Annotated in this window: 24 protein-coding genes and 5 tRNA genes; 11 read left to right on the forward strand and 18 right to left on the reverse strand. The window is 60.4% G+C overall.

All coding sequences use genetic code 11. From position 1 onward, the window contains the following. Nucleotides 1-17: 17 nt before the first annotated feature. The 4 genes from ppsA to E4T66_RS09125 all read left to right on the forward strand — a co-directional run bounded on the left by ppsA (nucleotide 18) and on the right by E4T66_RS09125 (nucleotide 3,258). Entirely contained in the window at nucleotides 18-2,390 is a 2,373-nt protein-coding gene (ppsA, locus tag E4T66_RS09110) for a phosphoenolpyruvate synthase (RefSeq protein WP_136848730.1), read from the forward strand. Then, nucleotides 2,387-3,031, forward strand: a complete 645-nt coding sequence (locus tag E4T66_RS09115) for a ribonuclease T2 family protein (RefSeq protein WP_136848731.1) — start codon at nucleotides 2,387-2,389, stop codon at nucleotides 3,029-3,031. The genes ppsA and E4T66_RS09115 overlap by 4 nt, the downstream gene beginning before the upstream one ends. A gap of 66 nt (nucleotides 3,032-3,097) precedes the next feature. Continuing rightward, nucleotides 3,098-3,173 (forward strand) — tRNA-Ala (locus tag E4T66_RS09120). Nucleotides 3,174-3,182: 9 nt separating this feature from the next. Next, nucleotides 3,183-3,258: transfer RNA gene (locus E4T66_RS09125), tRNA-Glu, on the forward strand. 84 nt (nucleotides 3,259-3,342) lie between these two features. Here the strand turns inward: E4T66_RS09125 and E4T66_RS09130 are convergent. From E4T66_RS09130 to E4T66_RS09145, 4 genes are all read right to left on the reverse strand, one after another. Continuing rightward, entirely contained in the window at nucleotides 3,343-3,969 is a 627-nt protein-coding gene (locus E4T66_RS09130; protein ID WP_136848732.1) for a porin family protein, read from the reverse strand. 107 nt (nucleotides 3,970-4,076) lie between these two features. Continuing rightward, a complete protein-coding gene (locus tag E4T66_RS09135; RefSeq protein ID WP_136848733.1) occupies nucleotides 4,077-5,387 on the reverse strand; it encodes a DSD1 family PLP-dependent enzyme in 1,311 nt (436 codons plus the stop codon). Beyond that, on the reverse strand, nucleotides 5,380-6,789 hold the full coding sequence (locus E4T66_RS09140) for a D-arabinono-1,4-lactone oxidase (RefSeq protein WP_136848734.1): 1,410 nt from the start codon (nucleotides 6,787-6,789) through the stop codon (nucleotides 5,380-5,382). Before E4T66_RS09140 ends, E4T66_RS09135 begins: the two co-directional genes overlap by 8 nt. Nucleotides 6,790-6,808: 19 nt before the next feature. Then, entirely contained in the window at nucleotides 6,809-7,171 is a 363-nt protein-coding gene (locus E4T66_RS09145) for a c-type cytochrome (protein WP_248679579.1), read from the reverse strand. Between the two features lie 192 nt (nucleotides 7,172-7,363). Between E4T66_RS09145 and E4T66_RS09150 the strand changes: the two genes are divergently transcribed. Genes E4T66_RS09150 through E4T66_RS09165 form a run of 4 tightly spaced genes read left to right on the forward strand, consistent with a single transcriptional unit; the run spans nucleotide 7,364 to nucleotide 12,241 of the window. Beyond that, nucleotides 7,364-7,741, forward strand: a complete 378-nt coding sequence (locus E4T66_RS09150; protein WP_136848735.1) for a hypothetical protein — start codon at nucleotides 7,364-7,366, stop codon at nucleotides 7,739-7,741. Beyond that, nucleotides 7,735-9,057 (forward strand): aminotransferase class V-fold PLP-dependent enzyme, encoded by a 1,323-nt coding sequence (locus tag E4T66_RS09155; protein WP_136848736.1) that lies wholly within the window; start codon nucleotides 7,735-7,737, stop codon nucleotides 9,055-9,057. Before E4T66_RS09150 ends, E4T66_RS09155 begins: the two co-directional genes overlap by 7 nt. Before the next feature lie 50 nt (nucleotides 9,058-9,107). Continuing rightward, nucleotides 9,108-9,674 carry a TetR/AcrR family transcriptional regulator gene (locus E4T66_RS09160; protein ID WP_169577557.1) on the forward strand — a complete coding sequence of 189 codons (567 nt, stop codon included), beginning with the start codon at nucleotides 9,108-9,110 and terminating at the stop codon, nucleotides 9,672-9,674. Beyond that, a complete protein-coding gene (locus E4T66_RS09165; protein WP_136848738.1) occupies nucleotides 9,671-12,241 on the forward strand; it encodes a TonB-dependent receptor in 2,571 nt (856 codons plus the stop codon). The genes E4T66_RS09160 and E4T66_RS09165 overlap by 4 nt, the downstream gene beginning before the upstream one ends. 84 nt (nucleotides 12,242-12,325) lie before the next feature. Here the strand turns inward: E4T66_RS09165 and clpX are convergent, their stop codons facing one another. The 4 genes from clpX to E4T66_RS09185 form a co-directional block, all read right to left on the reverse strand. Beyond that, a complete protein-coding gene (gene clpX / locus E4T66_RS09170) occupies nucleotides 12,326-13,603 on the reverse strand; it encodes an ATP-dependent Clp protease ATP-binding subunit ClpX (RefSeq protein WP_136848739.1) in 1,278 nt (425 codons plus the stop codon). Between the two features lie 88 nt (nucleotides 13,604-13,691). Next, a complete protein-coding gene (gene clpP / locus E4T66_RS09175) occupies nucleotides 13,692-14,312 on the reverse strand; it encodes an ATP-dependent Clp endopeptidase proteolytic subunit ClpP (protein WP_136848740.1) in 621 nt (206 codons plus the stop codon). Between the two features lie 94 nt (nucleotides 14,313-14,406). Continuing rightward, nucleotides 14,407-15,732 carry a trigger factor gene (gene tig / locus E4T66_RS09180; RefSeq protein WP_136848741.1) on the reverse strand — a complete coding sequence of 442 codons (1,326 nt, stop codon included), beginning with the start codon at nucleotides 15,730-15,732 and terminating at the stop codon, nucleotides 14,407-14,409. 44 nt (nucleotides 15,733-15,776) lie between these two features. Then, nucleotides 15,777-15,861: transfer RNA gene (locus E4T66_RS09185), tRNA-Leu, on the reverse strand. A 124-nt stretch (nucleotides 15,862-15,985) separates the two neighbouring features. Here E4T66_RS09185 and hemP point away from each other — a divergent pair. The 3 genes from hemP to E4T66_RS09200 all read left to right on the forward strand — a co-directional run bounded on the left by hemP (nucleotide 15,986) and on the right by E4T66_RS09200 (nucleotide 18,198). Further along, entirely contained in the window at nucleotides 15,986-16,177 is a 192-nt protein-coding gene (hemP, locus tag E4T66_RS09190; RefSeq protein WP_136848742.1) for a hemin uptake protein HemP, read from the forward strand. A 147-nt stretch (nucleotides 16,178-16,324) separates the two neighbouring features. Then, the gene (locus E4T66_RS09195; protein WP_136848743.1) at nucleotides 16,325-17,362 is read left to right on the forward strand and encodes a FecCD family ABC transporter permease; all 1,038 of its coding nucleotides are present in this window, start codon (nucleotides 16,325-16,327) and stop codon (nucleotides 17,360-17,362) included. Continuing rightward, on the forward strand, nucleotides 17,359-18,198 hold the full coding sequence (locus E4T66_RS09200) for a heme ABC transporter ATP-binding protein (RefSeq protein WP_248679581.1): 840 nt from the start codon (nucleotides 17,359-17,361) through the stop codon (nucleotides 18,196-18,198). The genes E4T66_RS09195 and E4T66_RS09200 overlap by 4 nt, the downstream gene beginning before the upstream one ends. Nucleotides 18,199-18,209: 11 nt before the next feature. On the opposite strand, the gene E4T66_RS09205 is transcribed toward E4T66_RS09200, so the two are convergent. The 10 genes from E4T66_RS09205 to tolQ all read right to left on the reverse strand — a co-directional run bounded on the left by E4T66_RS09205 (nucleotide 18,210) and on the right by tolQ (nucleotide 24,822). Further along, nucleotides 18,210-18,286 (reverse strand) — tRNA-Pro (locus tag E4T66_RS09205). Nucleotides 18,287-18,340: 54 nt separating this feature from the next. After that, nucleotides 18,341-18,416, reverse strand: a tRNA-Lys gene (locus tag E4T66_RS09210). A 46-nt stretch (nucleotides 18,417-18,462) separates the two neighbouring features. Continuing rightward, nucleotides 18,463-19,149: a 7-cyano-7-deazaguanine synthase QueC gene (gene queC / locus E4T66_RS09215; RefSeq protein WP_136848744.1), complete on the reverse strand. Its 687-nt coding sequence runs from the start codon at nucleotides 19,147-19,149 to the stop codon at nucleotides 18,463-18,465. Between the two features lie 2 nt (nucleotides 19,150-19,151). Then, on the reverse strand, nucleotides 19,152-19,817 hold the full coding sequence (queE, locus tag E4T66_RS09220; protein WP_441347698.1) for a 7-carboxy-7-deazaguanine synthase QueE: 666 nt from the start codon (nucleotides 19,815-19,817) through the stop codon (nucleotides 19,152-19,154). Between the two features lie 18 nt (nucleotides 19,818-19,835). Beyond that, complete coding sequence (ybgF, locus tag E4T66_RS09225; RefSeq protein ID WP_136848745.1) at nucleotides 19,836-20,735, reverse strand: tol-pal system protein YbgF; 900 nt, start codon at nucleotides 20,733-20,735, stop codon at nucleotides 19,836-19,838. A gap of 51 nt (nucleotides 20,736-20,786) precedes the next feature. Beyond that, nucleotides 20,787-21,305 (reverse strand): peptidoglycan-associated lipoprotein Pal, encoded by a 519-nt coding sequence (pal, locus tag E4T66_RS09230; protein WP_136848746.1) that lies wholly within the window; start codon nucleotides 21,303-21,305, stop codon nucleotides 20,787-20,789. Nucleotides 21,306-21,354: 49 nt separating this feature from the next. Continuing rightward, nucleotides 21,355-22,638 carry a Tol-Pal system beta propeller repeat protein TolB gene (tolB, locus tag E4T66_RS09235; protein WP_136848747.1) on the reverse strand — a complete coding sequence of 428 codons (1,284 nt, stop codon included), beginning with the start codon at nucleotides 22,636-22,638 and terminating at the stop codon, nucleotides 21,355-21,357. Nucleotides 22,639-22,716: 78 nt separating this feature from the next. Next, nucleotides 22,717-23,709 carry a cell envelope integrity protein TolA gene (gene tolA, locus E4T66_RS09240; protein ID WP_136848748.1) on the reverse strand — a complete coding sequence of 331 codons (993 nt, stop codon included), beginning with the start codon at nucleotides 23,707-23,709 and terminating at the stop codon, nucleotides 22,717-22,719. Then, a complete protein-coding gene (tolR, locus tag E4T66_RS09245; RefSeq protein ID WP_136848749.1) occupies nucleotides 23,709-24,131 on the reverse strand; it encodes a protein TolR in 423 nt (140 codons plus the stop codon). Before tolR ends, tolA begins: the two co-directional genes overlap by 1 nt. Nucleotides 24,132-24,135: 4 nt before the next feature. Continuing rightward, entirely contained in the window at nucleotides 24,136-24,822 is a 687-nt protein-coding gene (tolQ, locus tag E4T66_RS09250; RefSeq protein WP_136848750.1) for a protein TolQ, read from the reverse strand. Nucleotides 24,823-24,935: the final 113 nt, after the last annotated feature.

A 24,935-nucleotide genomic window follows, 5' to 3' on the forward strand; every position in this document is an offset into this window, starting at 1 on the left:
TCAGCATTGGGTAAGGCATGAGCAACAACGTCCTGTGGTACTCCGAACTGGGCATGAACGACGTCGAAATCGTCGGCGGCAAGAATGCCTCACTCGGCGAAATGATCGCCAATCTGGCCCAGTCGGGTGTGACGGTCCCCAACGGATTTGCCACCACGGCCTCGGCGTATCGCGAATTTCTCGCGCACGAAGGCCTGGCGGACCGGATCAAGGAGATGCTGGACAGCCTCGATATCGAGGACGTTCAAACACTGGCCCGCACCGGCAAGACCATCCGCGAACTGGTCGCCGCCGCCCCGTTTCCAGCGGCGCTTGAAGCCGACATCCGCAGCCACTATGCCGAGCTGGTCGCAGAATCGGGCGCCGAGATCTCCGTCGCCGTACGCTCCTCCGCCACCGCGGAAGATTTGCCGGACGCCTCATTCGCCGGTCAGCAGGAAACCTTCCTGAATGTCCACGGCATAGAGAATGTGCTGCACGCGATCAAGGAAGTCTTCGCGTCGCTGTATAACGACCGCGCGATCGCCTACCGCGTGCACCACGGCTTCGAGCATTCCGCCGTCGCCCTGTCGGCCGGCATCCAGCGCATGGTGCGCTCTGACCTCGGCGCCAGCGGCGTCCTGTTCACGATGGACACCGAATCCGGCTTCCGTGATGCCGTCTTCATCACTGCCGCCTACGGCCTCGGCGAGGCTGTGGTCCAGGGTGCGGTCAACCCGGATGAGTTCTATGTCTACAAGACCGGCCTGCGCGCCGGGCGCCCCGCGGTGCTGCGCCGCGGCCTGGGTGAAAAAGCCCGCAAGATGGTCTACACCACGGATCGCACCGTCGGCAAGACCATTGAGTTCGTCGATGTCGCGCCGGCTCAGCGCCAGCAGTTCTGCATCACCGACGCCGAAGTCGAGTCCCTCGCCCGCCAGGCCGTGACGATCGAAGAACACTATGGTCGGCCGATGGATATCGAGTGGGGCAAGGATGGCGTCGACGGCAAGCTGTACATCCTGCAAGCGCGCCCCGAGACGGTTAAATCGCGCACATCGGCCAACGTCCTGCGCCGTTACAAGCTGAAGGGTCAGAGCCAGCGCCTGATTGAAGGCCGCGCCATCGGCCAGAAAATCGGCGCAGGCCCGGTCCGCATTCTCAGTTCGATTGCGCAGATGAATCGCGTCCAGCCGGGCGACGTCCTGGTGACCGACATGACCGATCCCGACTGGGAGCCGATCATGAAGCGTGCCTCGGCGATCGTGACCAACCGCGGCGGCCGCACCTGCCACGCCGCGATCATCGCGCGCGAACTCGGCATTCCCGCGGTCGTCGGCTGCGGCGACGCCACCGAGCGCCTCACCGACGGAAATCCGGTCACGGTGTCCTGCGCCGAGGGCGACACCGGTTATGTCTACGACGGCAACATCGACTTTGCGGTCGACGAGGTCGCACTCGACAGCATGCCGGATCTACCGGTCAAGATCATGATGAACGTCGGCACGCCCGAACAGGCCTTCGACTTCGCCGCGCTGCCCAATCACGGTGTCGGTCTGGCGCGTCTGGAATTCATCATCAACCGCCAGATCGGGATTCATCCGCAGGCGCTGCTTGAACTCGACAAACTGCCTCCCGAAGAGCGCCGCATCATCGATCCGATGATCGCACCCTACGGCTCGCCGGTGGACTACTTCGTCAAGCGTCTGGCCGAAGGCGTTGCGACGATTGCTGCCGCGTTCGCGCCCGAGCCGGTCATCGTGCGCCTGTCCGACTTCAAGTCCAACGAATACGCCAACCTGATCGCCGGACAGCGCTACGAGCCGCACGAAGAAAATCCGATGATCGGCTTCCGCGGGGCCTCGCGCTACATCGCCGAGAGTTTCCGTCCTTGCTTCGAGCTCGAATGCCGCGCGCTGAAATTCGTGCGCGACGAAATGGGCCTGACCAATGTCAAGGTCATGATTCCGTTTGTACGCACGCCGGACGAAGCCCGTCAGGTCGTCGAGATTCTCGCCGCCAACGGTCTGAAGCGCGGCGACAATGGGCTCGAACTGATCATGATGTGCGAACTGCCTTCCAATGCCGTACTGGCTGACCAGTTCCTGGAGTACTTCGACGGCTTCTCGATCGGTTCCAACGACATGACCCAGCTGACGCTGGGGCTGGATCGTGACTCTGGGCTTGTGGCGCATCTGTTCGACGAGCGCAACGATGCCGTCAAGGCCATGCTGCACATGGCGATCCAGGCCTGCCGCAAACAGAACAAGTACATAGGCATTTGCGGCCAGGGCCCTTCCGACCATCCGGATCTGGCGCGCTGGCTGCTCGATGAGGGTATCGAATCGATGTCGTTGAATCCCGACACCGTGGTCGAAACCTGGCTGTTCCTGGCCGGGCAGAAAGCATGAGGAGAGCGGTCGCGCTGCTTATAGCCGCGCTGCTGACACCGACGTCCAGCGCGATCGCACGCGATCGCGCTGGCGACTTCGACTATTGGGTTCTGGCCCTGAGCTGGTCGCCGCAGTACTGCAAGAGCAACCCGGCGGAGTCCGAGTGTGTGGAGCCGCGCGCCTTTGTCGTTCACGGCCTGTGGCCGCAGCATGAGCGCGGATATCCGGACTACTGCGGCAGCCGCTCCGAAGAAGTTCCGGACGCGCTTGAGGAACGCATGCTGGAATGGATGCCCAGCAAGGAACTCGTGCGCTACCAGTGGCGCAAACACGGCAGTTGCAGCGGCATGTCGATGGATCAGTACTTCCAGAACGTCGAGCGCGCCTACCGGCGCTTGGTCATGCCGCCGGATTTCCGCGATCCCGAGGACTACATCGAAACCTCGGTACCCGCGATCGAGGACAAGTTCATTGAACTCAACCCCACGCTCGACCATGACGGTATTGCGCTGCAGTGCTCCGGCCGCTGGCTCAAGGAGATCCGGATCTGCCTCGACAAGGCATTGCAGCCACGCGCGTGCGGCGACGATGTACGTGATCGCTGCAACGCATCCGAAGTCGTCGTTCGGCCGCTGCGCAACTCGCGACTTCGCCAGTAATAATTCCGTTCAAAAAGACACTTCCATTGCGTCTCTGTTTAGGTATAATGCGCGCCCCTAGCGTGTGGGGCTATAGCTCAGCTGGGAGAGCGCTTGCATGGCATGCAAGAGGTCGTCGGTTCGATCCCGACTAGCTCCACCAAAGTTTGTTGTCCCCATCGTCTAGAGGCCTAGGACATCGCCCTTTCACGGCGGTAACCGGGGTTCGAATCCCCGTGGGGACGCCAATAAAGAAAAACCCACCGTCAGGTGGGTTTTTTTTGCCCGTACGATCATGAGGCGAGCCCGCCAGGGCTCGCCTCGTCACGAATCTAGAACGAGAAGCGGAAACCGGCTTTGAACTCGCGCAGATTGACCCTGCTGTGGTTGTCGCCATTGAGGTTGCTGTAGCGATATTCGGTAAAGATGCCGGCCGGCCCCGGCGTCCAGTCGAAGCCGAGCAGGTACTCACCGCCATCGAGGTTGTCGTCGTCATCGACGTTGATGTAACCGGCCCCCATGTAGGCGCCCAATCCTTCGACGATCGCCTGATCGTATTCAAAATGGATTCCGTAGCCGTCACGATGGTTTTCTAGTGACAGCACGCTCGAATCCAATTGATGTGTCATGCCAACGTACTCGGCACGCAGCTTGACGACACTGCGCGCCGCTGCGATCGGAGCGGCATAGCCAAACCCCGCGCGGTATTCGGTCACATCCAGGTCAACGCCCCGCGCATCCGTCGGAACGTACTGCGCTTCGAGTTGCAGAAAGGTGCCTTCGATCAGTCCCGCCATGTACCGCAAGCCGCCACCGATGCCGTCAAAGTCCTCGGTATTCCGACCGTCGATCGTCAGCGCCGCCCCATAGACATCAAACTTGCCGAAAGTTTCATCGGCGGTCGCGGCCGTGCTCACCGTCACCATGGTCACCGCTGCAAGCAATGATCGAGCTTTCATATGTTCTCCTGGGTCTTCGCAATGCATTCAATTTCGCACGAGCATAGCGCATGCACGTGGAATGCATCCAAGTCGCCGGAGCTCAGCCAGACGCCATGCAGAGGGCGCTATGCGCCCTGACTGAATACCGGCCAGCTGTCGACAATGCGGCCCTCGGCATAAACCGCAATGTCGCCGAACTCCAGGAAGACGAATTCGCTCTGGTGCGGCCGATAAAACACAAAGTCGTCAACGGCCAGCTGCACCTGCGCAGACCCGTTGAGCATTTCCTGGTTGGTGGAGTGCCCCCAGATCGCGTTGTGCTGCAGCCCCGGAGGCGAAACCGTATCGGCATGCCAGTAGCCACCGTAGGTATAGAACGTCCGGGCGGCATTCGGATCCCAGCTCGAAAACAGCCCGGTCATCGACTCCAAACCGGGCAGATCGGTTCGATCCAGCGCTTTGAGCACCGGCGTGGCGATATATGCTGCCGGGCGGTGATCGGCCAGCGTCGGCTTGTCAAAGTCGGTGGGCATCACCAGGCCCGATCCCATCGACACTTCATTGCACGGCGACGCGTCGGTATAAAGCTCGTAGGTCGAGCTGCCACCGGCATTGAGCACCAATGCATCTGGATCAAAGTCCGATCCCAGCAGCTCGCGTGCCACATCGACGCACGACGAGTACTGCGCCATCGCCTTATCCAGCGCCTTTTGCGGCCCACCGAGAATTCCGGGCATTTTCGACGCATGCGCTTCATAACCCATGAAGCCGGAAAATCGCATCGATGGCTCCGCCTTGAGAACCTGAATCACCTCGGCCACAGCCTCGGCCGTGCGGAATCCGCCACGATGCAGCCCGATGTCGAGCTCAAGGTTCACTCGCATTGGCGCACTGCCTGCCGCGACGTTGGCTCGCGCCAGATCACGGTATTCCTGCAAGCGCTGCGTCGTGTCGATCAGCCAGTCGACCTGTGCCGCAGGGTCGAACACGGTGGCGTCGGTCAGGTGCTCGAAGAACCGCGCCGCCGCGCCGATCGGCATCGGCTTGCCGACCAGCAAGCTCGCATCCGGCATCTGCTTTGCCACCAGATTCAGAAAGGGCTGGTGAAACACCATCAGACGGTCAGTCCCGGTCAGCTGCCGCACGGTACGGATCAGGTCCAGACTTGGCAGCGATTTAGCAACGATGCGGTAGTGCTTGCTTTTCGGCAGGTTCGCCTTCAGGCGGCCAATGTTGTGCAGCAAGGACGCACGATCGATGACCAATGTCGGGCGGAACAGGCCGGCGTCGCGCAACGCAGTCTGCATGCGCAGAAACGCCTCATTGTGCCCTCCCCCAAGTTCACGCGGCTTCAGTGCGACTGCTGCGGCGACCGGGGCTAGCAGTGCAGCGCCGAGTAGCGCACGACGGCGCCGGTTGACGGGTTGATTAGACAAGACCGAATACCTTTTTCAGATGCGCGTTGAGCATTCGGCCCTGGGGATCTAGCGCCTCGCGAACCGATTGGAACTGTTTCCAGTTGGGATAGCGCCGACTCAGCACATCAGCTCCCAGCGTATGCATCTTGCCCCAGTGTGGCCGACCTTCGACCGGCTGATACAGCGCCTCGATATCACTAAAGTATGGCAGCGGGTCCTCGGCGAAATACCGATGAACCGCAATCGATCCGGAATGCGTGTGACCGGAAAATGGACTCAGCCATGCGTCGTCGCCACGCACGACGCGAACCTCGATCGGGAAAAAGACTTCGCTGTGTTTCGACTCAACGCGCTGGCGGACCTGCTTGAGCGTCGGCAGCAGATGCTCGCGATCAAAGTGATATTCCATTTCGTTGAAGCGCACCGCCCGGTCCGACGGAAAAATCCGATACCAGACGTCCACCGCCTCTTCCGGTTGATAGTCCGCAGTCGCGCGGTTCAGCAACCAGCGCCGCGCTCCGGGCCACCAGCCCAGTACGTCACGCAGTTTCTTCATCTGCATGACCGCATCGTTATCCGGCTCGGCCGTGCGCGGGCGCAGGGGCTCGTCGGTCGGATTGATCGTGATCGCCACTCCGCTATCGCAGTTGGGCAGGAAGTACATCTCGAAACTGTGATTGGCCGCGGCAAGCTCATCGAAGCGTTCGATCAGCTGATCCACCGGCTCCAGCCAGACTTTGCGCTTGAGCCGATGGGTCGGCACATTCTGGAACGTCACCTGGGTGATCACGCCCAGGCTGCCCATGGAAACACGCGCAGCATCGAAGATCTCAGGATGCTGAGTACGACTGCAGTCGAGCACGTCTCCGGATGGTGTCACCAGCCGTAACGCGGTGATGAACGAATGCAGGGCGCCCAGCTCGGCGCCGGTTCCGTGTGTGCCGGTGCCAATGGCACCACCAATCGACTGCTCGTCGATGTCAGGCATGTTCTGCAGTGCTTGCCCGACACCGTCGAGGACTTCGCCGATCTGCCCAAGCTTGGTCCCTGCACCAAAACTGGCAGTCATCGCTGCGGCATCGTGCGACAACAGACCGGAAAAATGACGTAGCGACACAATGGTGCCATCGGTCGGCACCAGCGGCGTGAACGAATGACCGGCGCCGACCGGGCGGATGGGGCCTGCACCTGTTTTCAACAGCTCAGCGAGCTCGTCTTCTGACTTGGGTGACGTTCGCGACTGCGGCAGGCAATGCTGGTATCCGGACCAATTCTGCCAGGGAATACGGCGTTTTCCGTCGGGGCCGACGCTGGTCACCGGTGCTTTCGGCATCTCGGAGGCACCATGGTCGTCGCACGCAGTCAGGCCACCGGCCAAGGCCGCACTGAACGTTGCGGCCAAAAATTCTCGTCGGTTCATTCCGTTCCCCATGAGGCGGTCAATCGGCCTTCGACATGAAATCGATCAGCGCCAGAAAATCATCCTCGCTGCAGTCCATGCAGGACCCCAGCGGCGGCATTCCCTTGTAGCCGTTGATCGTGTGATCGAGCAGTATTTCAGTGCCCTGTGCAAGACGCGCCGCCCAGTCAGCCGGGCGTCCGGATTGCGGCGCACCACTCAGCGGCGCGGTATGACATGCCTTGCAGGTCTGCTCGTACAGACGCGCGAGATCGGCATCAGCCGGCAGTCGGGCAACGAGTGCCGGATCAGCCGCCGCCGGCGCAGAAGGGACAGATTCCTTTCCACAGCCAACCAGCCCCGTTGCCGCAAACATCACCAGTGCAATCAAGCCTTTTTTCATTGTTATCCGCATCGAAGTCATCAGTGGAGTAGTCGCCGTCATGGCCCGACGCCGTCATAACGCAAGTTCCATACCGTCGGTATGCTTTTTGCGATCGTATGGATATGATCCGTCGCACGTCAACGCTCCGTGCCCGCATGGGGCTGACTTTCCTACTCCAAGCTCGATGACCCGCCGCTATTCTCCCGCCTGATGATCACCTGGCTCACCCAACGGCAATGGGAATCCCTGTTTGCCATCGCTGAACTCGCATCCGTACCGTCGCTTGCGTGGATGCTGGTTGGCGCCGCACTGATGGTGGCGCGCATCGGATCCGGGCGCGGCAGCAGATTGCTCCGTCTCGTTTCCACTTTGGCGCTGATGGCACTGACACTGCTGCTCATGTCGTGCTGGCTGAGTGCCGATCTGACGGCAGACCCTGTACTTGCACAGCATCTGCGTCGGATCGCATTCCAACTCGGATTCAATGTATTGATCGGTGCAGGTATCGCCGCCGGGTCTTTGCTGCTAATGCTGACTGCAGGCATGCGGCTGTGGGGCGAACGCCCTCATGAGAAGACGGCATGCTGAGCCGCCGACAGCTGCTGGGGTGGTCAGCCGCCGGCGCAGCCGCAGCGGCGGCGCGCAGCTTTTCGTCCGGCTCAGCCATGAGCGTCAGGAACGCGTCTTGGTCCGAGGTCCGCGCCGGTTTTGCGTTTGCATCGACGTCGAATGCGCCGATCCCGATGAACGCAGCCAATCTGTGTCCGGCGCTGAGCATGGTGACCGACCGCGTTCACGCGGCCGCCCAGCGCCTCGATCTGGACGCCTCGTTTCATCATCGCCTGCTGTATCAGCAGACAGAACGTGCCGCTCTGGGGCCGATGCTGGAACGACACCTCGGCATCGCGCACAAAGAAGATGTGGCACTGGTCCGTAACACCAGCGAAGCGAATTCGATTGTCGTGAATGGACTGCCCCTCACGCGCGATGATGAAGTTCTTCTCTGGAGCCAGAATCATCACACCAACAACCGCAGCTGGGCCTACCGCGCACAACGTGACGGCTTCGCCATCCGCGTGGTTGATCTGCCGACCGATCCAGTCGACGACACTGCACTGATCGCGCCGTTCCTCAGCGTGCTGACACCCAAGACCCGCGTCGTCAGCTTCAGCCACATCTCCAATACCAGCGGCTTGCGCTTGCCAGCCGCTGCGCTGTGCGCAGCGATACGCGAAGTTCGCCCCGACATCTACATTCATGTCGATGGCGCACAAAGCTGGGGCGCCGCCGCGCTCAACCTGGCGGCAATGGACTGCGACAGCTATGCCGCCAGCGCTCACAAATGGCTCGCCGGTCCGCGCGAACTGGGCATTCTCTATGTGCGCCCCGCGTGGGCGGCACGCATGCACGCCAACACCATCGGTTACGACTATCGATTTGACTACCCGGAAGCCGACCTTCCACAGACCGCGGCGCGATTCGAGTGCCTGGGACAACGCAACGACGCCGCACTCAGCGGCTTGAACGCGGCGCTGCAATTCCATCTGGATCTCGGCCCGGAACGAATCGAGGCACGCATCTCCGAACTCGGCCGCCAACTGCGCGAGAAACTGCGCCAGATCGGCCTGACGGTGTTGACGCCGTCAAACGAGCGCTACGCCCTGGGAGTCACTGTCGTTGATGTCGGCCCAAGCGACGCAATGAGCGCCTTTCGTTCGCTCTACGAAACACGACAGATTTCGGCCGCTTTCATTCACGAACATCGCATTGTCGGCGACATCGAACGCATTGCCGCTGATCAGCCCCTGCCGCTGTATCTGCGGCTGTGCCCGCACATTTGCAATGACGAAGCGGATATTGAGCGCGCCACAACCGCGGTGGCGCAGATCGCAGGCCGCGCATGACTACAGCAACACGCCGCCCGTCGCGTCGGGGCCAGCAAACCCGTGAGCGCATGCTCGAAGTCGCCGAGGCACTCTTTGTCGAAGAGGGGTATCAGGGCGTCAGCATCGATCGCATTGTGCAGCAAGCCGGCGTCACCAAAGGCGCCTTTTACCACCATTTCAACGACAAGCTTTCTGCGTTCCTGGCCGTGTTCGAACGAATCGACCGCGAAATGTCCGATCTGGTGATGGAAGCTGCGCTCACCGGCACAACCCCGCTCGACATGATTCGCCGCGGCATGCGGCGCAATTTTGAATTGTGCATCCAGCCACGCTACGGCCGTCTGGTGTACATCGAGGGACCCGCAGCGCTCGGCTGGCATGAGTGGCTGCGTATCGACTCAAAGCTTGCCGGCGCGATCATCAACACCGGGCTGCAAGCCGGCAGAGACAGCGGCGAGCTGCGCTCTCCGTCGCTGAGCGCGCTGTCAACATTGCTGCTTGGCGCAATTCTGCAGGCCAACGTCGCAATTGCGGGCGCCGATAACGCCGCAGCCACGTGCGCCGAGCTGGCCACGGAAATGGATCACCTTTTGCAGTCCCTTCACCACCAGAGTTTCAAAGAGAAGACATCATGAATCCTCGGCAGCTGCTGATTGCCACTGCATGCCTGTTTGCAACTGCAGTGTTCGCAAAGGACGACGATCTGGACTTCTTGTTCGAAGACACTGCACCCGAGCAAACTTCTCAAGCGCCTGCAGACGCGCCACCTGCAGAACCGCAACCCGAGGCTGGAACACAACCGTCAGCGGATGAACCACAGCCTGAGACGAGCGCAGCAAGCGAGACTGACGAGCCGATCATCCCCGACGTTGTGCCCGTGGCCCCGTTGCGCGAAGAGCCGCAACCCACGGTGGTCGCTGCGCCGCCGCGCCGGCAGATTGAAGAAATCGTGGTCACCGCGCAGAAGACTGAACAGTCGCTGCAGGACGTGCCACTGTCAGTGACCGCACTGAGCGGCGATTTCATCAAGAATACCGGCGCTGCGGATCTGACCGACGTCGCCGCCTATGTCCCGAACGTCCGCGTCGATACCGACGACCCGGGCTCGCCGCAGGTATTTATCCGCGGCTTTGGCACCAATACATTCAATCCGAGTTTTGAAAGTTCGGTCGGCTTCGTTCAGGACGAAGTCTTTTTTGGACGCGGCGGCTACTTCACCGAATCGATGTTCGACATCGATCGCATCGAGGTTCTGCGCGGTCCACAGGGAACCTTGTTCGGCAAAAACACCATCGCTGGCGTATTCAACGTCACCAGTGCTGGCCCCACCGAGGAGTTCTCCGGTGATGCCCGTTACACCACGGGATCGTATGGGGACCGCCGCATTGAGGTCGGAATGGGCGGCATGCTCACCGACTGGGCCGGAATCCGGGTATCTATGCTTGACCGCAAGTCCGATGGGCAGCTGTACAACACCTATCTGAATCGTGACGAAGAGAAGCTGGATCAGCGCGCTGAACGCCTGAAGCTGAAGCTTTACGCATCAGACTCCGTCGACATGGAGCTGACCGTGGTCGACTCGGACACCAGCATCGCGTTCTGGCCGTATCAGCTGTACAAACTTGACGCCGGCAGTCTCGCCTACCTGCGCACATTCGATCCCGAAGTTGAAGATCAGCCCAATGATCTGACCTCCATGGATACGGTCGGTTATCTGAACAAAGGCTCGACGACGGCAGGCCTCAAGACCAGCTGGGCGATGGGTGATCTAGGCGGCATTCAGGACTTCGAATCCGTTCTTGTAGTCGGCATCTCGCAGTTCTACATCGATCAGCTGAATGATCTGGATGTATCTCCTTCGGATATCGCCCGCCTCGACAGCCACGAGGATCACGATCAGCGCACGGTGGAACTGCGCTTCACCGGACATAGCGACGGCTTGTTCGGCCTAGGCGATCGGCTCGAGTTCGTCAGTGGCCTGTACTATTTCGACTCCGACTACGCCATCAACGCAAAGGTCATTGCCGGACAGGATCTTGGCTCCTACGCGGTTACCGGTGATGCACTAGAGTTGATTTCCGGCACCAGCTTCGGCGGACTGTTTGGCGGGATCAGCCTTCCGGGCTTGCCACTGCTCGGAACCATTACCTCGCCACTGGTCGGAGACGACTACTACGGCTTCGATTACACCCAGGGCATCACTGCCTACGCCGCCTTTGGCCAATTCACTTGGTATCTGAATGACCATTGGGCCATCACACCAGGCATTCGTCTCAATCGCGAGAGCAAGGATGTGTTTGCTCAAGGCGGTGGTCACTGCCGAACCGAAGCGCTGGAGACCTGCATCATGCAGGCACTGGTGCAGGGCAATCCGTATGACTATCCCAACTTGCGACGCAATGAGTCCGACATTTCGCCCAAATTCGTACTGCAGTACTACTGGAATGACGACCTGAACTTCTACACGAGCTACGCGCGTGGCTACAAGAGTGGTGGCTTCAACGCGATCTCATTCACCGGCGAGGATATCGAGTACGAACCTGAAACCGCCCAGACTTACGAGCTGGGCATGAAGGGGAAATTCTTCGACAGCACGCTGAGTCTGAATACAACCCTGTACCGCACGGAGTTTGACAACCTGCAGGTCCTTGCCTTCAACGGCTTCTTCTTCGATGTCAGCAACGCCGCATCTGCCTACTCCCAAGGCCTCGAAGCCGACTTCATGTGGCTGACTCCATTTGAACCTCTGAGCATCAGCGGCTCGCTGGGCATCCTCGACGCCCGCTACAAAGGCTACGACAGCGCGCCGGCTCCATACGGCTCAGCGCAGGATACGCAGGACTTGAGTGGCAAGCGCATCGCATTCGCACCGAGCAAGACCGCGACACTGACGCCAACGCTGTCATTGCCGCTGTTCGCAGGTCTGGTGACGCAGCTGAGCGTCGACGTGCTGTATCAGGGCGACCAGTACACAGACACCGACCTCGACCCGAATACCTACGTCGATGATTACACCATGTATTCGGCGCGCATCAGCCTCAGCGACGAACAAGGCTTGTGGGCGGTGACGTTCGGGGGCAGCAATCTGACTGATCGCCGCGTTCTGAATCAGGTCACCGACGCGACATTCTTCCCCGGCACCTACTTCGCACAACTGGGCGGCGGACGCCAGTTGTTCGGCAGCATTTCAATCAACTGGTAAGCGGTTCCGGCACAGCACAGCCCGCACAAACGACGAAGCCCCGCCATTAGGCGGGGCTTCGCATATCAGCCGGACAGAAGCAAATCAGGCCGCGGTGCTTTTGGCCGAACCCGCACTATCGGCGTTTTCATAGACGATAAAGGGCTTGGCTTCACCGCGGACCACAGCGTCGTCCACCACGACCTTGCTGACGTTCTGCATCGACGGCAGATCGTACATAACGTCGAGGAGAATATTCTCCATGATCGTGCGCAAACCGCGAGCGCCGGTCTTGCGCTCCTTCGCACGCAGCGCAATCGCGTGTAAGGCCTCTTCGCGAAACTCCAGCTGCACACCTTCCATGTTGAACAGCTTGGCGTACTGCTTAATCAGCGCGTTCTTCGGCTCCTTGAGGATCGCCATCAGCGCTTCCTCATCAAGCTCTTCTAGCATCGCCATCACTGGCAGACGTCCGATGAACTCGGGAATCATGCCGAACCGGATCAGATCGTCCGGCTCGACACGCGCCAGCAGCTTGCCAACGTGGGCACTGTCCTTTTCCGACTTCACGTCGGCAGAGAAGCCGATGCTGGTCCGCTCGGTACGGGCTTGAACCACCTTGTCCAGACCTGCGAACGCACCGCCGCAAATGAACAGGATGCTGGCCGTATTGACCTGCAGGAACTCTTGCTGCGGATGCTTGCGCCCACCCTGCGGCGGCACACTGGCAGTCGTGCCCTCGATCAGCTTCAGCAACGCCTGCTGCACGCCCTCACCTGAAACGTCGCGGGTGATGCTGGGGTTTTCGGATTTACGTGAAATCTTGTCGATCTCATCGATATAGACAATGCCGCGCTGCGCCTTGTCGACGTCGTAGTCGCACTTCTGCAACAGGCGCGCGATGATGTTCTCGACATCCTCGCCGACATAACCGGCTTCGGTCAGCGTCGTGGCATCCGCAATCGCGAACGGCACATCCAGCAATCGCGCCAGAGTCTCTGCCAGCAACGTTTTGCCCGAACCGGTCGGACCGATCAGCAGGATATTGGACTTTGCGATCTCGACGCCATCAGCCGAACCCTTCAGCGACAGGCGCTTGTAGTGGTTGTAGACGGCAACCGACAGAATCTTCTTGGCCGTATCCTGACCGATCACGTATTCATCAAGTACCGCGCGGATTTCCTGCGGCTTGGGCAGTCCCTTGGCATGCGGCTTGGCGTGAACTTCCTCGCGAATGATGTCGTTGCACAGATCGACGCATTCGTCGCAGATGTACACCGACGGACCCGCGATCAACTTGCGGACTTCGTGCTCGCTCTTGCCGCAAAACGAACAGTACAAAACGCGTCCGCTGTGTGATCCGCTCCGTGTCTCGTTGGTCATCTTCCATCCTCATCCGGGCAATACCACCCGGCGACACCTGTATAGCACAGTGTCATTTTGCTGCAAAACCTGAACCGCAGACTGGCCTTCAAGCGGCCGAGCCGCCCCGTTCGGCCAGAATATGGTCGATCAGACCGTACTCCTTGGCGCTTTCCGCACTCATAAAGAAATCGCGCTCAACGTCGCGCTCGATCTTGTCGATCGGCTGACCAGTGAATTCCGACATCATTCGGTTCAGGCGCTCGCGCAGAAACAGGATTTCCCGCGCCTGAATTTCGATGTCCGATGCCTGCCCCTGCGCCCCCCCCGACGGCTGGTGAATCATCACCCGCGCATTGGGCAATGCGAAGCGCTTGCCTTTGGTGCCCGCCCCAAGCAGGAATGCGCCCATGCTCGCAGCCTGTCCGATGCACATCGTGCTGACGTCCGGCTTGATGAAACGCATGGTGTCGAAAATCGACAGCCCCGAGGTAATGACTCCCCCGGGAGAATTGATGTACAGGTGGATGTCCTTGTCCGGATTTTCCGACTCAAGGAACAGCAGCTGCGCAACCACAAGATTGGCCACGTGGTCCTCGATCGGACCGACGATGAACACCACCCGCTCCTTCAACAGGCGCGAAAAGATGTCAAAGGCACGCTCCCCGCGCGCAGTCTGCTCAACCACCATCGGGACGAGGTGCTGGGCACGGGTCAGAATATCGGTCATGCGAATCCCTGGCTCATCGGCATAGCCGGCCGCGAGGCCGGGCAAGGCACGCTCCGAAGCCACACAGGGTGGCTTCGGAGCGCTCGGTACGATATTACGATTGGGGCGCCTGTTGTGGTTTCAACAGCTCGTCCAGGCTGGTGACCTTCTCGGTCACAACCGCACCACTGACCAAGGCATCGACCACCTGCTCTTCCAGGGTCATTGCGCCCAGACCCTGCATCAGATCCTGACGCGAGCGGTAATAGGCGCGAACCTGATCAGGCTGCTCGTAGTCTGCAGCAATGCTATCCAGTGTGCGCTCAAGTCGCTCGGGATCCAGCTTGATTCCCTTGGACTTGATGACCTCGCCAATCAGCAGGCCCAGCGCCACACGACGGCGTGCTGTCTGCTCGAACAGCGCGTCCGGCAGCAGCTCGCCGAGCTTGCTCGGATCAACCTTCGCCATGTTCATGCGAGCAGCTGCTTCCTGGCGCAACTGCGGAATTTCTTGCTGCAGCGCGACTTCGGGCAATTCCAGCGGGTTGGCCGCCAGCAAGGCATCCAGAACCTGTCCTTTCAGTTTAGTCGTCACCGCCTTGTCACGCTCTTTTTCCAGCGCGGTCCGGCACTTCTGGCGCAAACCCGCCACGCCTTCCTCACCGGACACGGAATGCGCCTTCAGAAACTCGGCGTCAACCTCCGGCAGCTTGGGTTCACTGACGTCTTTCAGCGTCACTTCGAACTGCGCTGTCTTGTCGCGCAGATTCTCAGCGCGATAGTCAGCCGGGAAATGAACGTCGACGACGAAATTCTCGCCGGCCGCATGGCCGACAATGCCATTTTCCAGGTCCGGCAGGAACTGGCTGGAACCAAGCTCCATCGAGACGTCCTTGCCTTCGGAACCGGCAAATGCCTCGCCATCAATCTTGCCGAGAAAATCGACCGTGACCTTGTCGTTTGCCTGTGCAGCTCGCGTGACCGCCTCGAAGGTCTTGCGCGCCTTGCGCAGGTTCTCGATCAAGGTGTCCACATCCGCCTCGGTCACTTCCACGACCGGGCGCTCAACCGCAAGCGTCTCCAGAGGCTGCAGAGCAACTTCCGGGTAGACCTCGAAATGCGCCACATATTCCAGCGGCTCACCGACCTTCTCGACCGTGATGTCAATCTTCGGCTGCCCTGCCGGCTCGACACCGGCTTTCTGCAGCGCTTCAGAGTAGGTCTGCTGCACGATGTCAGACACCGCATCCATGCGCGCCGATTCACCATACTGCTGCTCGATCACCTTGCGCGGTGCCTTGCCCGGACGGAAGCCCGGCAGCTTGGCGCGGCTGGCATATGACTGCAGCCGACTATCGAATGCCTTGGCAACACGCTCGGCGGGCACTCGCACATGCATTTCCCGGCGAAGACCGCCCGGCGAATTCACATTCACTTCCATTCTTCAAGACTCGGTATGGGATCTAATGATGAACAGCAACGCATTGGTGCGAAAGGAGAGACTCGAACTCTCACGCCTCTCGGCGCTGGAACCTAAATCCAGTGCGTCTACCAATTCCGCCACTTTCGCGAAAGCCGGGCAGTATACCAGCGGCATCGCGGCATAAGCTCGCCAGCAGGCGAAAACTGATTCCGCTGTTTGACTTATTGTTGCGAATGACTATCATTTCTATAACGTTCTACCGGAGCATCTGATGTCCAGCCTGACACCGAGCACCCTGTCGCCCAGAACATCCGAAGCCGACGCCACGCCAACACAACTGCGCTCGGTCCGTATCAGCAGCGACGAGCTGCTGCGTGGCGCACGTGAGATCGTGATCGAACATCGCGGCGAAGAATATCGCCTGCTGCGAACCCGAAATGACCGGCTGATCCTGAACAAATAACTCTCTAGCGATCAGGATCGGTCGCAATTTTCTGAAGCTCAGCAACAGGATCGCCCTTGTAACCACCCAAGCTGCGGTTGGATCGGCTACGCTGCCTCCATCCGTCACTCGCATGGTCTGGTGATGTGAATCCGCAGTGCCACACCGATGCCCTCAGCTTCCATTCGATCCACTATCTCACTGCTGACACTGTGTACCGCGATTGGCGTCGTAACCCTGCTCGCGCTCGCTACCGGTCCGCTGGAAATCTCGTTGGCACAGATCCCCGCGCTACTGCATCAATCGGGTGCCAGCAGCCCGGACTCAGCCTTCCAGGTGCTGGCACTGTGGCAGATCAGGGTGCCACGCATCGTTCTCGCCATCGTCGTCGGCGCAGCGCTCGCGCAGTCCGGGGCGGCAATGCAGGGCCTCATGCGCAATCCGCTGGCAGATCCGGGCTTGATTGGCGTGGCGAGCGGCGCGGCCTTGGCTGCTGCCGCAGCCATCGTCCTGGGCACTAACCTAATGCCCCTGCCCGCCTATGTGAGCGCCCCCGTAGCCGCGTTCGGCGGCGGCTTGGCTGCCGCCTATCTGGTAATCAGGCTCAGCTCCGCCTATGGGCGCACCAGCGTGACCACGATGTTGCTTGCCGGTCTGGCGATCAACGCGATTGCCGGCGCCGGCATCGGATTTCTGGCCTATCTGGCAGACGACACCGCCCTACGATCGGTGACTTACTGGATGTTCGGGTCCCTGGGCAAAGCGGGATGGCCCGAGCTGCGCATTGCACTCCCGTTGTTGCTGATCCCGCTGCTACTGATTCCCCTGGCCGCCAACCCGCTCAATGCGCTGCAGCTGGGCGAAGCGGAAGCTCAGCACCTCGGCGTTGACGTTGAACGTCTCAAGCGCCGTCTGCTGGCATTGATCGTCATAGCCGTGGCGGTCAGCGTATCCCTGGCCGGCATTGTCGGCTTTGTTGGACTGATCATTCCACATCTGGTGCGCCTGTGGTTCGGGCCGGATCACCGGCGTGTCCTTCCCTTTTCAGCGCTGGCCGGCAGCCTGCTGCTCCTGCTGGCTGATACGGCTTCGCGCTCGCTATTTTCTCCCGCCGAGTTGCCGATCGGCATTCTGACGGCGCTGATCGGGGGGCCGTTCTTCCTGTTCCTGCTGATGCGTCAACTGGGCCGAGAAACCCTGCCGTGATTCTCGAGGCGTCCAATCTCGGCTATCGCCCTGACGGCCGCAGGGTTCTGCATGACGTCAACCTGCGGCTGACGCAGGGAAAGGTACATGCAGTTCTCGGCCCCAATGGCGCCGGAAAATCCACCCTGTTGCGCCTGCTTTCCGGGGAGCTTGCCGCGAATTCAGGCCGCTTGTTGTTTAACGGTCGAGCACTGGCGCAATGGCCGGCCCGGCGGCTGGCGCAGCTGCGTGCCGTACTACCTCAACGCGAACAACTGGGCTTTGGATTTTCCGCTGAAGAAGTGGTTCAGCTCGGGCGCTATCCGGCGCTGAAGCAATCCGCACCGCAGGAACAGTCGATCATCGATGCAGCGATGGTCGCAACCGCCACTTCACATCTGCGTGATCGTCGCTACCCTGAACTTTCCGGCGGCGAGCGCGCACGCGTACAACTCGCACGGGTGCTCGCACAGATCTGGAACGCTGACGCACACTGCGGCCGAATGCTGCTGTTGGACGAGCCCACCGCCAGCCTGGACCTGGCACATCAGCACTACTGTCTGCAGCGTGTGCGGCAGTTCGCCGCCAGCGGCACCGCTGTCCTGATTATCCTGCACGACCCGAATCTGGTCGCAGACTACGCCGATGAGGTGACCCTGCTGTGTGACGGCGAAGTATTGGCTCAGGGCACGCCCGCCGATGTGCTGCAATCACCGACACTGGAGCGGATGTACGGCGTGCCGATCGACGTCGTTGGAGTGGCAGAGCATCGCTGGATTCGAGTCGCCGGTGAACGCATCGCATCGACGGACGCCTTTGCGGCGACGGCCACAAATTCAGGCCTCGCGGGCCTCTGAATTCTTGAAATTGGTCGGGGCGACAGGATTCGAACCTGCGACCCTCTGCTCCCAAAGCAGATGCGCTACCAGGCTGCGCTACGCCCCGACGTTTTCAACGGCATCATTGCACAACGCTGATCCGCTGGCGCGGATGCGATGATGGTGGGTCGTGGTGGGCTCGAACCACCGACCAACTGGTTAAAAGCCAGCTGCTCTACCGACTGAGCTAACGACCCGCTCTCGCAACAGGGCGCGCATGATACCGGAATCGACTGCTGTGTCCTACCCGTTTGCGATATATCGCGTCGGGTCGGCAATCCCCGCTTCCGCGAAGCCCTCTTTGCGCAGGCGGCAGGAATCACACTCGCCACATGCCCGCCCCTGCGCATCGGCCTGATAGCAGGACACCGTCTGCGCGTAATCAACCCCCAGACGCGTGCCCTCGGCAATAATCTGGGCCTTACTCATCTGGATCAGTGGCGCCCGCACCCGCAGGGGTCTGCCTTCGCTACCTGCCTTCGTCGCGACAGCAGCGAGTTTTTCAAAGGCTTCAATGAAGGGGGGACGACAATCAGGATATCCGGAGTAGTCGATCGCGTTGACCCCGATAAAGATTTCTTCGGCGCCGACGACTTCCGCCCATCCCAAAGCCAAGGCCAGAAACAACGTATTGCGCGCTGGCACATAGGTAACCGGAATCCCCGTGGAGGGCTCCTGCGGGACGGCAATTGAGTGATCGGTCAATGCCGACCCACCCACCGCTCCGAGCTGAACGTCGATGCACTCATGGCGCACTGCGCCATAGCGGGCAGCAACCGCTGCAGCCGCCCGCAGCTCGGCATCGTGACGCTGACCATAGGCAACACTCAACGCGTAGATCTCGTAATCCTGCTCGCGCATCATCGCGAGTACCGTGACCGAGTCGAGACCGCCCGACACCAGCACCACAGCCTTTTTCCGCTCAACCACCCCTAGCGTCCCGCCACGTTGCCCCACAAGACCTTGTGGAGCTGCAATTGAAAGCGGACCGGCAACTGGTCCTCGAGAATCCAGTCAGCCAAAGCCGACGGCTCCAGCTGCGACTGACTCGGAGACATCAGCACCGTGCAACGCTGCGGCAATGCGTGCTTAGAAATCACCGCCTTGGCCCATTCATAGTCGCCACGATCACAGATCACCATCTTGATCTCGTCCTTGGCGTTCAGTGACGAGAGATTCGACCACAGATTGCGCCCCTCTTCGCCGGAGCCTGGCGTCTTGAGATCGATGACTCGCATCACCCGCGGGTCTACCGACGAAACGTCGAGCGCTCCACTGGTCTCGAGGGACACCTGATAGCCTGAGTCACAAAGGGCCGTCAGCAGACCCTGACAATTCTTTTGTGCCAATGGCTCTCCACCGGTCACACACACATGCGAGACACCCAAGGCACGGACCTGATCGACGATCTGGGCCACGTCCATCCACTGACCGCCGTGAAACGCATAGGCAGTGTCACAATAACTGCAGCGCAGCGGGCAGCCCGTCAAACGCACGAACACGGTCGGCCATCCGACGCTGGAGCTTTCGCCCTGAATCGAACGGAAAATCTCGGTAATGCGCAGCCGTGGCGCAGCGTTCAAGACAGCAGCTCCAATGCGTGCGCTTCAACGCCCTCAGTTACCGCCGAGGCGCTGCTCTGCGAGCCGTGCGGCGCTTGACTGCGGATAGGTTTGCACCAGCCGTTGCAGTGTGGCCTTGCCCTCTGCCTCCTGCTTCAGCTCAATCTGGGTCAGGCCAACTTTCAGCAGCGCATCCGGCCCTTTGGGACTTGCCGGGAATCGCTGCAGCACTTCCTGGAACGACGCCAGTGCCGACTTGTAGTCGCGCTTGACGTAGTAAGCCTCGCCAGTCCAGTACAGGGCGTTGTCCGCGTAACGTCCGGCGGGCCACTGCGCAACCAGGGACTTGAAGCCACGAATCGCGTCGTCGTACTTGCCATTCTTTAACGAATCGAAAGCGGTCAGATAGGCGCTTTCTTCCTCGGGAGAGCCGCCGGCGCCATTCGAGATCGTTACCGGCGCGACCGCGCCGCCCGGAGCTGGCATCTGCGTCGGCGCCTGCATCGGCGGCGCCGTCATGACCGTCCCGGACGGCGTCACCGTTGCGGAAGCACTCGGTGTCAGTCCGGACGTTCCACCATAGACCCCGGCGGGCGGCGCCGAAGCGCCGCCGCCAAGGTTTTCAAACCGCTGCAGACGTCGATCAAGGTCCAGATAGAGATCACGGTTGCGCTTCTGCGCCTGATCGAACTCGAAACGCAGTCGTTCGACTTCGCCACGCAGCTGACGCTGATCGTCACGAATGCGCTGAGCATCCTGATCCATGCCGGTCAGGTTGACGGCGTCAAGCCGTCGTGAAAGTTCGGCGGTGCGACCTTCCACGGCCTGCAGCCGACGCTCCGACGGTGAAAGGTTGTCTGAGCCGCCCGAAATCGGGCCGCCATAACCGGATGATGCACATCCGAGCAATGGTGCGACGAGCAACGTGATCGCACCAAGACGCAAACCATTCATACCAGACCCCTTGTCAAAACCCTGAACGACGTCGCACACAACGTCTGCGAATTACTGCCGAACCAGCTGCACTCGACGATTCAGCGACCATGCCTGGTCGTTGTGGCCTTCGTCAGCCGGGCGTTCCTCGCCGTAGCTGATGACCGAAAGCTGCACCGCACTGACGCCGCTATTCAGCAATGCGGCTTCGACCGCTTTGGCGCGGCGCTCGCCCAACCCGATGTTGTACTCGCGGGTCCCACGCTCATCCGCGTGCCCTTCAAGACGCACCTTGGCGGTCGGATTTGCTTGCAGATAGGCTGAATAGGCATCGATGACACTCTGATACTGCGGCTTGATGACGGTGTCATCGAAGTCGAAATAGATCAGATTGGTTGTCAGCGCACGCTCAGCCGCAACCGTTGCGTCATAACCACCATCCAGGGTGCTGGGCAGCGGCGAAATGCTATCCGTATAGGGGGCATTGGTCTGAGGGACTGCACCAGCATCCGAACGGGTCTTGTCAGATCCGCACGCGCTGACCAGCAAAGCAGCGGAAACCACGATCGGCAACCAATACTTCTTGTTCATCACCACGCTCCTTAAGGGGTACTACTGTAAGACCAAAGTTACATCAAGCCTAGCGAACCAGCGGCGACCACGCCGGTTCACGGATATCACCACTTGCCTGGCGCAGGCTCTGCCGCACCCGGCCATCAATCGATACGGTCGCAAGTTCGGAACCGCGCGAACCCTGGGTCGCGTAAATCACCACCGCGCCGCCGGGGGCAAAACTCGGACTCTCGTCGAGTCGACCCGGGCTCAGAATGCGCATGTCGCCGGTCGCCAGATCCAGGGTCGCAATCCGGTATGCGCCACCTTCAAGGTTGACCATGACCAACGAGCGCCCATCCGGCGCGTAGCTCGCCCGCAGATTCTGGCGCCCCTCGAAAGTGACGCGTCTCGGGTCACCACCCTGAGCACTGATCTCGTAGATCTGCGGCTGGCCACCACGATCCGACGTGAACACCAGCTTGGTGCCGTCCGGTGACCATGAGGGCTCGGTGTCGATTCCGTAGTGGTCGGTCAAGCGCCGGCGCTTGCCCGAGGCAATATCCATGACGTAGATGTCAGGATTGCTCTCGAAGGACAGGGTCAGCGCTAGCGAACGTCCGTCCGGCGAAAACGCCGGTGAACCATTGATTCCCCGTTCCGCGATCAGGCTGCGCACCTTTCCGGTGGCGAGGTCATGCAGATAGATCGCCGAACGTCCCCGTTCGTAGCCGACATAGGCCAGCTTGAGGCGATCAGGAGACCAGGTCGGAGACATCAAGGGCTCACGCGAAGTCGCCACAACCCGGGGATTCCAGCCATCCGCATCGGCAACAACGAGCTGGAATGTCCGCTTGTAGCCCAAACCCGAAGCTGAAACGTAGGCGATCTTGGTATTGAAGTAGCCCGGGATGCCGAGCAGCTTTTCATAAATCAGGTCGGCGATCTGATGCGCCGCATAGCGCATCTGATCCAGCCCTTTGACCGGAATGTCGAAGCCCAGGATCTGCTGCCCGCTGACCACATCGATCAGGAAGAAGCGCGCCATGTACCCACTATCGGCCCGTGCGATCTGACCAATCACGACATTGTCGATGCCCTGGGTCCGCCATGCCTGCACATCAACCTGCTGCGGCGTGGTCGGCTTCTGCAGCATGTCGTTGCGCGCAAGCGTGCGAAAGCGCCCGCTACGCGCCAGATCGTTGTCGATGACCTGGGCCACATCGAGGGTAACGTCCGTGCCCTGTGAAAACGGCACGATCGCAATCGGCAAGGCACCTTCGGTGCCGCCAGTGACAGTGATCTCGAGCTCGGCCCGTGCCGCGCCGGACACGGTCAGCAGCGCCAGCAACCATAACCTGATCAATTTCATACGCTTGCTCGTACGTTTAGTAAGTGATGGTGATCAAAAGAAGTGAACGCCGGGTGAACGATGCCGAAAAACACCACCTCAGCATGCATCCTGCGATGGGCAGAATGTCACACTCAGAACGCGCTCGAACAGGCTGGGATCCGGCGGCAGCGGCAACGGACTGGCCTTGATCACGGCATTTTCGACTGACCGATCAAGTACAGCATTGCCACAACTGCGCAAAACCTGCGCACGTGTGACCTCGCCATTGGGCAGTTGCTCCACCCTGACCAGGCAATTGAAGCGACTCGCCGAACTGGCCGGGCGCTGCCAATTACGCCGGATCTTGTCGACAATCGCGGCCGTCCACGGCGCCTGCGCCGCAGACCTGGCCGCAGCGGCACGCGCAGCATCCTCTGCCGCTGCCATCTGCGCCAGCTCGTTGCGGCGCTGCTGCTCTTCAGCCTCGCGCGCACGCTTGATCCGCTCCAGCTCCTTGCGCTCTTCGTCAAGCTGACGCTGGCGCTCCTGCTCAATCTGCTTCTGGCGCTCTTCCTCGATCCGGCGCTTTTCGTCTTCGATGCGCTTTTTCTCAGCCTCGATCTTGCGCTTTTCCTCTTCTTCCTGCTTGCGCTTGAGTTCGTCCTGACGCCGCTGCTCTTCCTCGGCCTTGCGCTTGACATCGTCCTGGCGCTTGCGCTCGGCGTCGGCCTCAAGCCGCAGCCGCTCCTGTTCTTTGCGCTTTTCTTCCTGAATCTTCTTCTGCGCCTCTTCGACCTGTTGCTGTTTCTGCTCCTGCTGCTTGCGCTGCTGCTCGGCCTTGCGCTCCTGCTCTTTCTGGCGCTGCTCTTCCTGAACCTGCTGGCGGGCCTTTTCGCGCTCTTGCTGTTCCTGGGCGCGCTTCTGCTGCTCACGCTCGCGTTCAAGCTCGGCCTGGCGCTGCGCTTCCACGCTGGGGTCGCTCACCAAGACCGCCTCGAATACGGGCAGCGCAACAATTTTGCGCGTGAACAGCGCGCTGACGAACAGCAGCGAGAACAGCAGGACATGCAGCACAATGGCTGCAATCAGATAGCGGGGCTTGAGTCCCATCACTTCGCCGGCGCGTCCTCACGCGGTTGGGTGACGAATCCGACCTTCTTTGCACCGATTTCCTGCAGCAGCCACATCGCATGGGCCACGCGATCGTAGGCCACGGCGGCGTCGCCATGAATCAGGATCATGCGTTCCGGATTGGCGCGAATGACCTTGCCGAGGATGTCCAGAACCTCATCATCCGATTTTGGCTTGTCCTGCGCATCGCCGATGCTGAGGAATATGTCACCTGTCGGCCCAACCGACAGGATCAGATCCTCTTCCTGCACAGTCATTGACTGTGCATTGGCCTTCGGCAACTCGACCTCAATGCCCTGGGTCATCAATGGCGCCGTCACCATGAAGATGATCAGCAGCACCAGCATCACGTCGATATACGGAACGACGTTGATATCGGACGAAAGTTTACGCCTGGCCATCGTTTCAGCCCTTGCTGTCGGTGTGGCGCAGGCCGCGGTCGATGATGCCGATCAATTCTTCGGCAAAGGTATGGTAGCGACTCTCAATCCGCTCGACGCCACGCGTGAAGAAGTTGTACGCGATGACCGCCGGGATGGCAGCAGCCAGACCCATCGCGGTCGCGATTAGCGCCTCAGCGATGCCGGGAGCCACCGTTGCCAGCGACGCCTGTTTGACGTTACCGATTGAGATGAACGCGTTCATGATGCCCCAGACCGTGCCGAACAAGCCGACATAGGGGCTGGTCGAACCAATCGTTGCCAGCAACGCCAAGCCGCCTTCCAGACGTTCAACCTCGCGCACCTGCGTCACCCGCATCTGACGCTGAACAGCAGCCAGCGCATCTTCGGGATCACTACGCCCGGCGGTCTGGTGGCGGGTGTACTCCTCATACCCCGAGATGAAGATTGCAGGTAGACCGTTAGCTTCGGGATTGCGCCGCTCGGTCTCATACAGCGTCGACAAGCTGCCCCCACTCCAGAAACGATCTTCAAATTCCGAAGCGTTCTTCTGCGCGTCGGACAGCAGCTTGCGCTTCGAGAAAATCACTGCCCACGACAGCACCGAAGCCGCCAGCAACAGCAACAGCACGACCTGCGCCAGCGCGCTGGCATGCATGATCAGGTTGGAAAAAGACATTTCGGCGTTCATGAAGTCGCTTTATTCAACGTCAAACAGGAAAAAGTGGAGAACCGCGCCAGACCGAACCATCCGTGCGAAGCAATGGCGACGCACATTGTGCCACGGCTGACCGGTGCAGCGGC

The organism is Sinimarinibacterium arenosum, assembly GCF_005047655.1.
Classification (GTDB): Bacteria; Pseudomonadota; Gammaproteobacteria; order Nevskiales; family Nevskiaceae; genus Solimonas.

Coding starts and splice junctions, on each gene's coding strand:
- clpP (WP_136848740.1), bottom strand. CDS start 14,312: ATGACCGATATTCTGACCCGTGCCCAGCACCTCGTCCCGATGGTGGTT.
- tig (WP_136848741.1), bottom strand. CDS start 15,732: ATGGAAGTGAATGTGAATTCGCCGGGCGGTCTTCGCCGGGAAATGCAT.
- pal (WP_136848746.1), bottom strand. CDS start 21,305: ATGAACAAGAAGTATTGGTTGCCGATCGTGGTTTCCGCTGCTTTGCTG.
- E4T66_RS09140 (WP_136848734.1), bottom strand. CDS start 6,789: ATGAACCGACGAGAATTTTTGGCCGCAACGTTCAGTGCGGCCTTGGCC.
- E4T66_RS09145 (WP_248679579.1), bottom strand. CDS start 7,171: ATGAAAAAAGGCTTGATTGCACTGGTGATGTTTGCGGCAACGGGGCTG.
- E4T66_RS09165 (WP_136848738.1), top strand. CDS start 9,671: ATGAATCCTCGGCAGCTGCTGATTGCCACTGCATGCCTGTTTGCAACT.
- E4T66_RS09150 (WP_136848735.1), top strand. CDS start 7,364: ATGATCACCTGGCTCACCCAACGGCAATGGGAATCCCTGTTTGCCATC.
- tolA (WP_136848748.1), bottom strand. CDS start 23,709: ATGGGACTCAAGCCCCGCTATCTGATTGCAGCCATTGTGCTGCATGTC.
- E4T66_RS09155 (WP_136848736.1), top strand. CDS start 7,735: ATGCTGAGCCGCCGACAGCTGCTGGGGTGGTCAGCCGCCGGCGCAGCC.
- E4T66_RS09195 (WP_136848743.1), top strand. CDS start 16,325: ATGCCCTCAGCTTCCATTCGATCCACTATCTCACTGCTGACACTGTGT.
- tolR (WP_136848749.1), bottom strand. CDS start 24,131: ATGGCCAGGCGTAAACTTTCGTCCGATATCAACGTCGTTCCGTATATC.
- hemP (WP_136848742.1), top strand. CDS start 15,986: ATGTCCAGCCTGACACCGAGCACCCTGTCGCCCAGAACATCCGAAGCC.
- tolQ (WP_136848750.1), bottom strand. CDS start 24,822: ATGAACGCCGAAATGTCTTTTTCCAACCTGATCATGCATGCCAGCGCG.
- E4T66_RS09130 (WP_136848732.1), bottom strand. CDS start 3,969: ATGAAAGCTCGATCATTGCTTGCAGCGGTGACCATGGTGACGGTGAGC.
- ybgF (WP_136848745.1), bottom strand. CDS start 20,735: ATGAATGGTTTGCGTCTTGGTGCGATCACGTTGCTCGTCGCACCATTG.
- E4T66_RS09115 (WP_136848731.1), top strand. CDS start 2,387: ATGAGGAGAGCGGTCGCGCTGCTTATAGCCGCGCTGCTGACACCGACG.
- tolB (WP_136848747.1), bottom strand. CDS start 22,638: ATGAAATTGATCAGGTTATGGTTGCTGGCGCTGCTGACCGTGTCCGGC.
- ppsA (WP_136848730.1), top strand. CDS start 18: ATGAGCAACAACGTCCTGTGGTACTCCGAACTGGGCATGAACGACGTC.
- E4T66_RS09160 (WP_169577557.1), top strand. CDS start 9,108: ATGCTCGAAGTCGCCGAGGCACTCTTTGTCGAAGAGGGGTATCAGGGC.
- clpX (WP_136848739.1), bottom strand. CDS start 13,603: ATGACCAACGAGACACGGAGCGGATCACACAGCGGACGCGTTTTGTAC.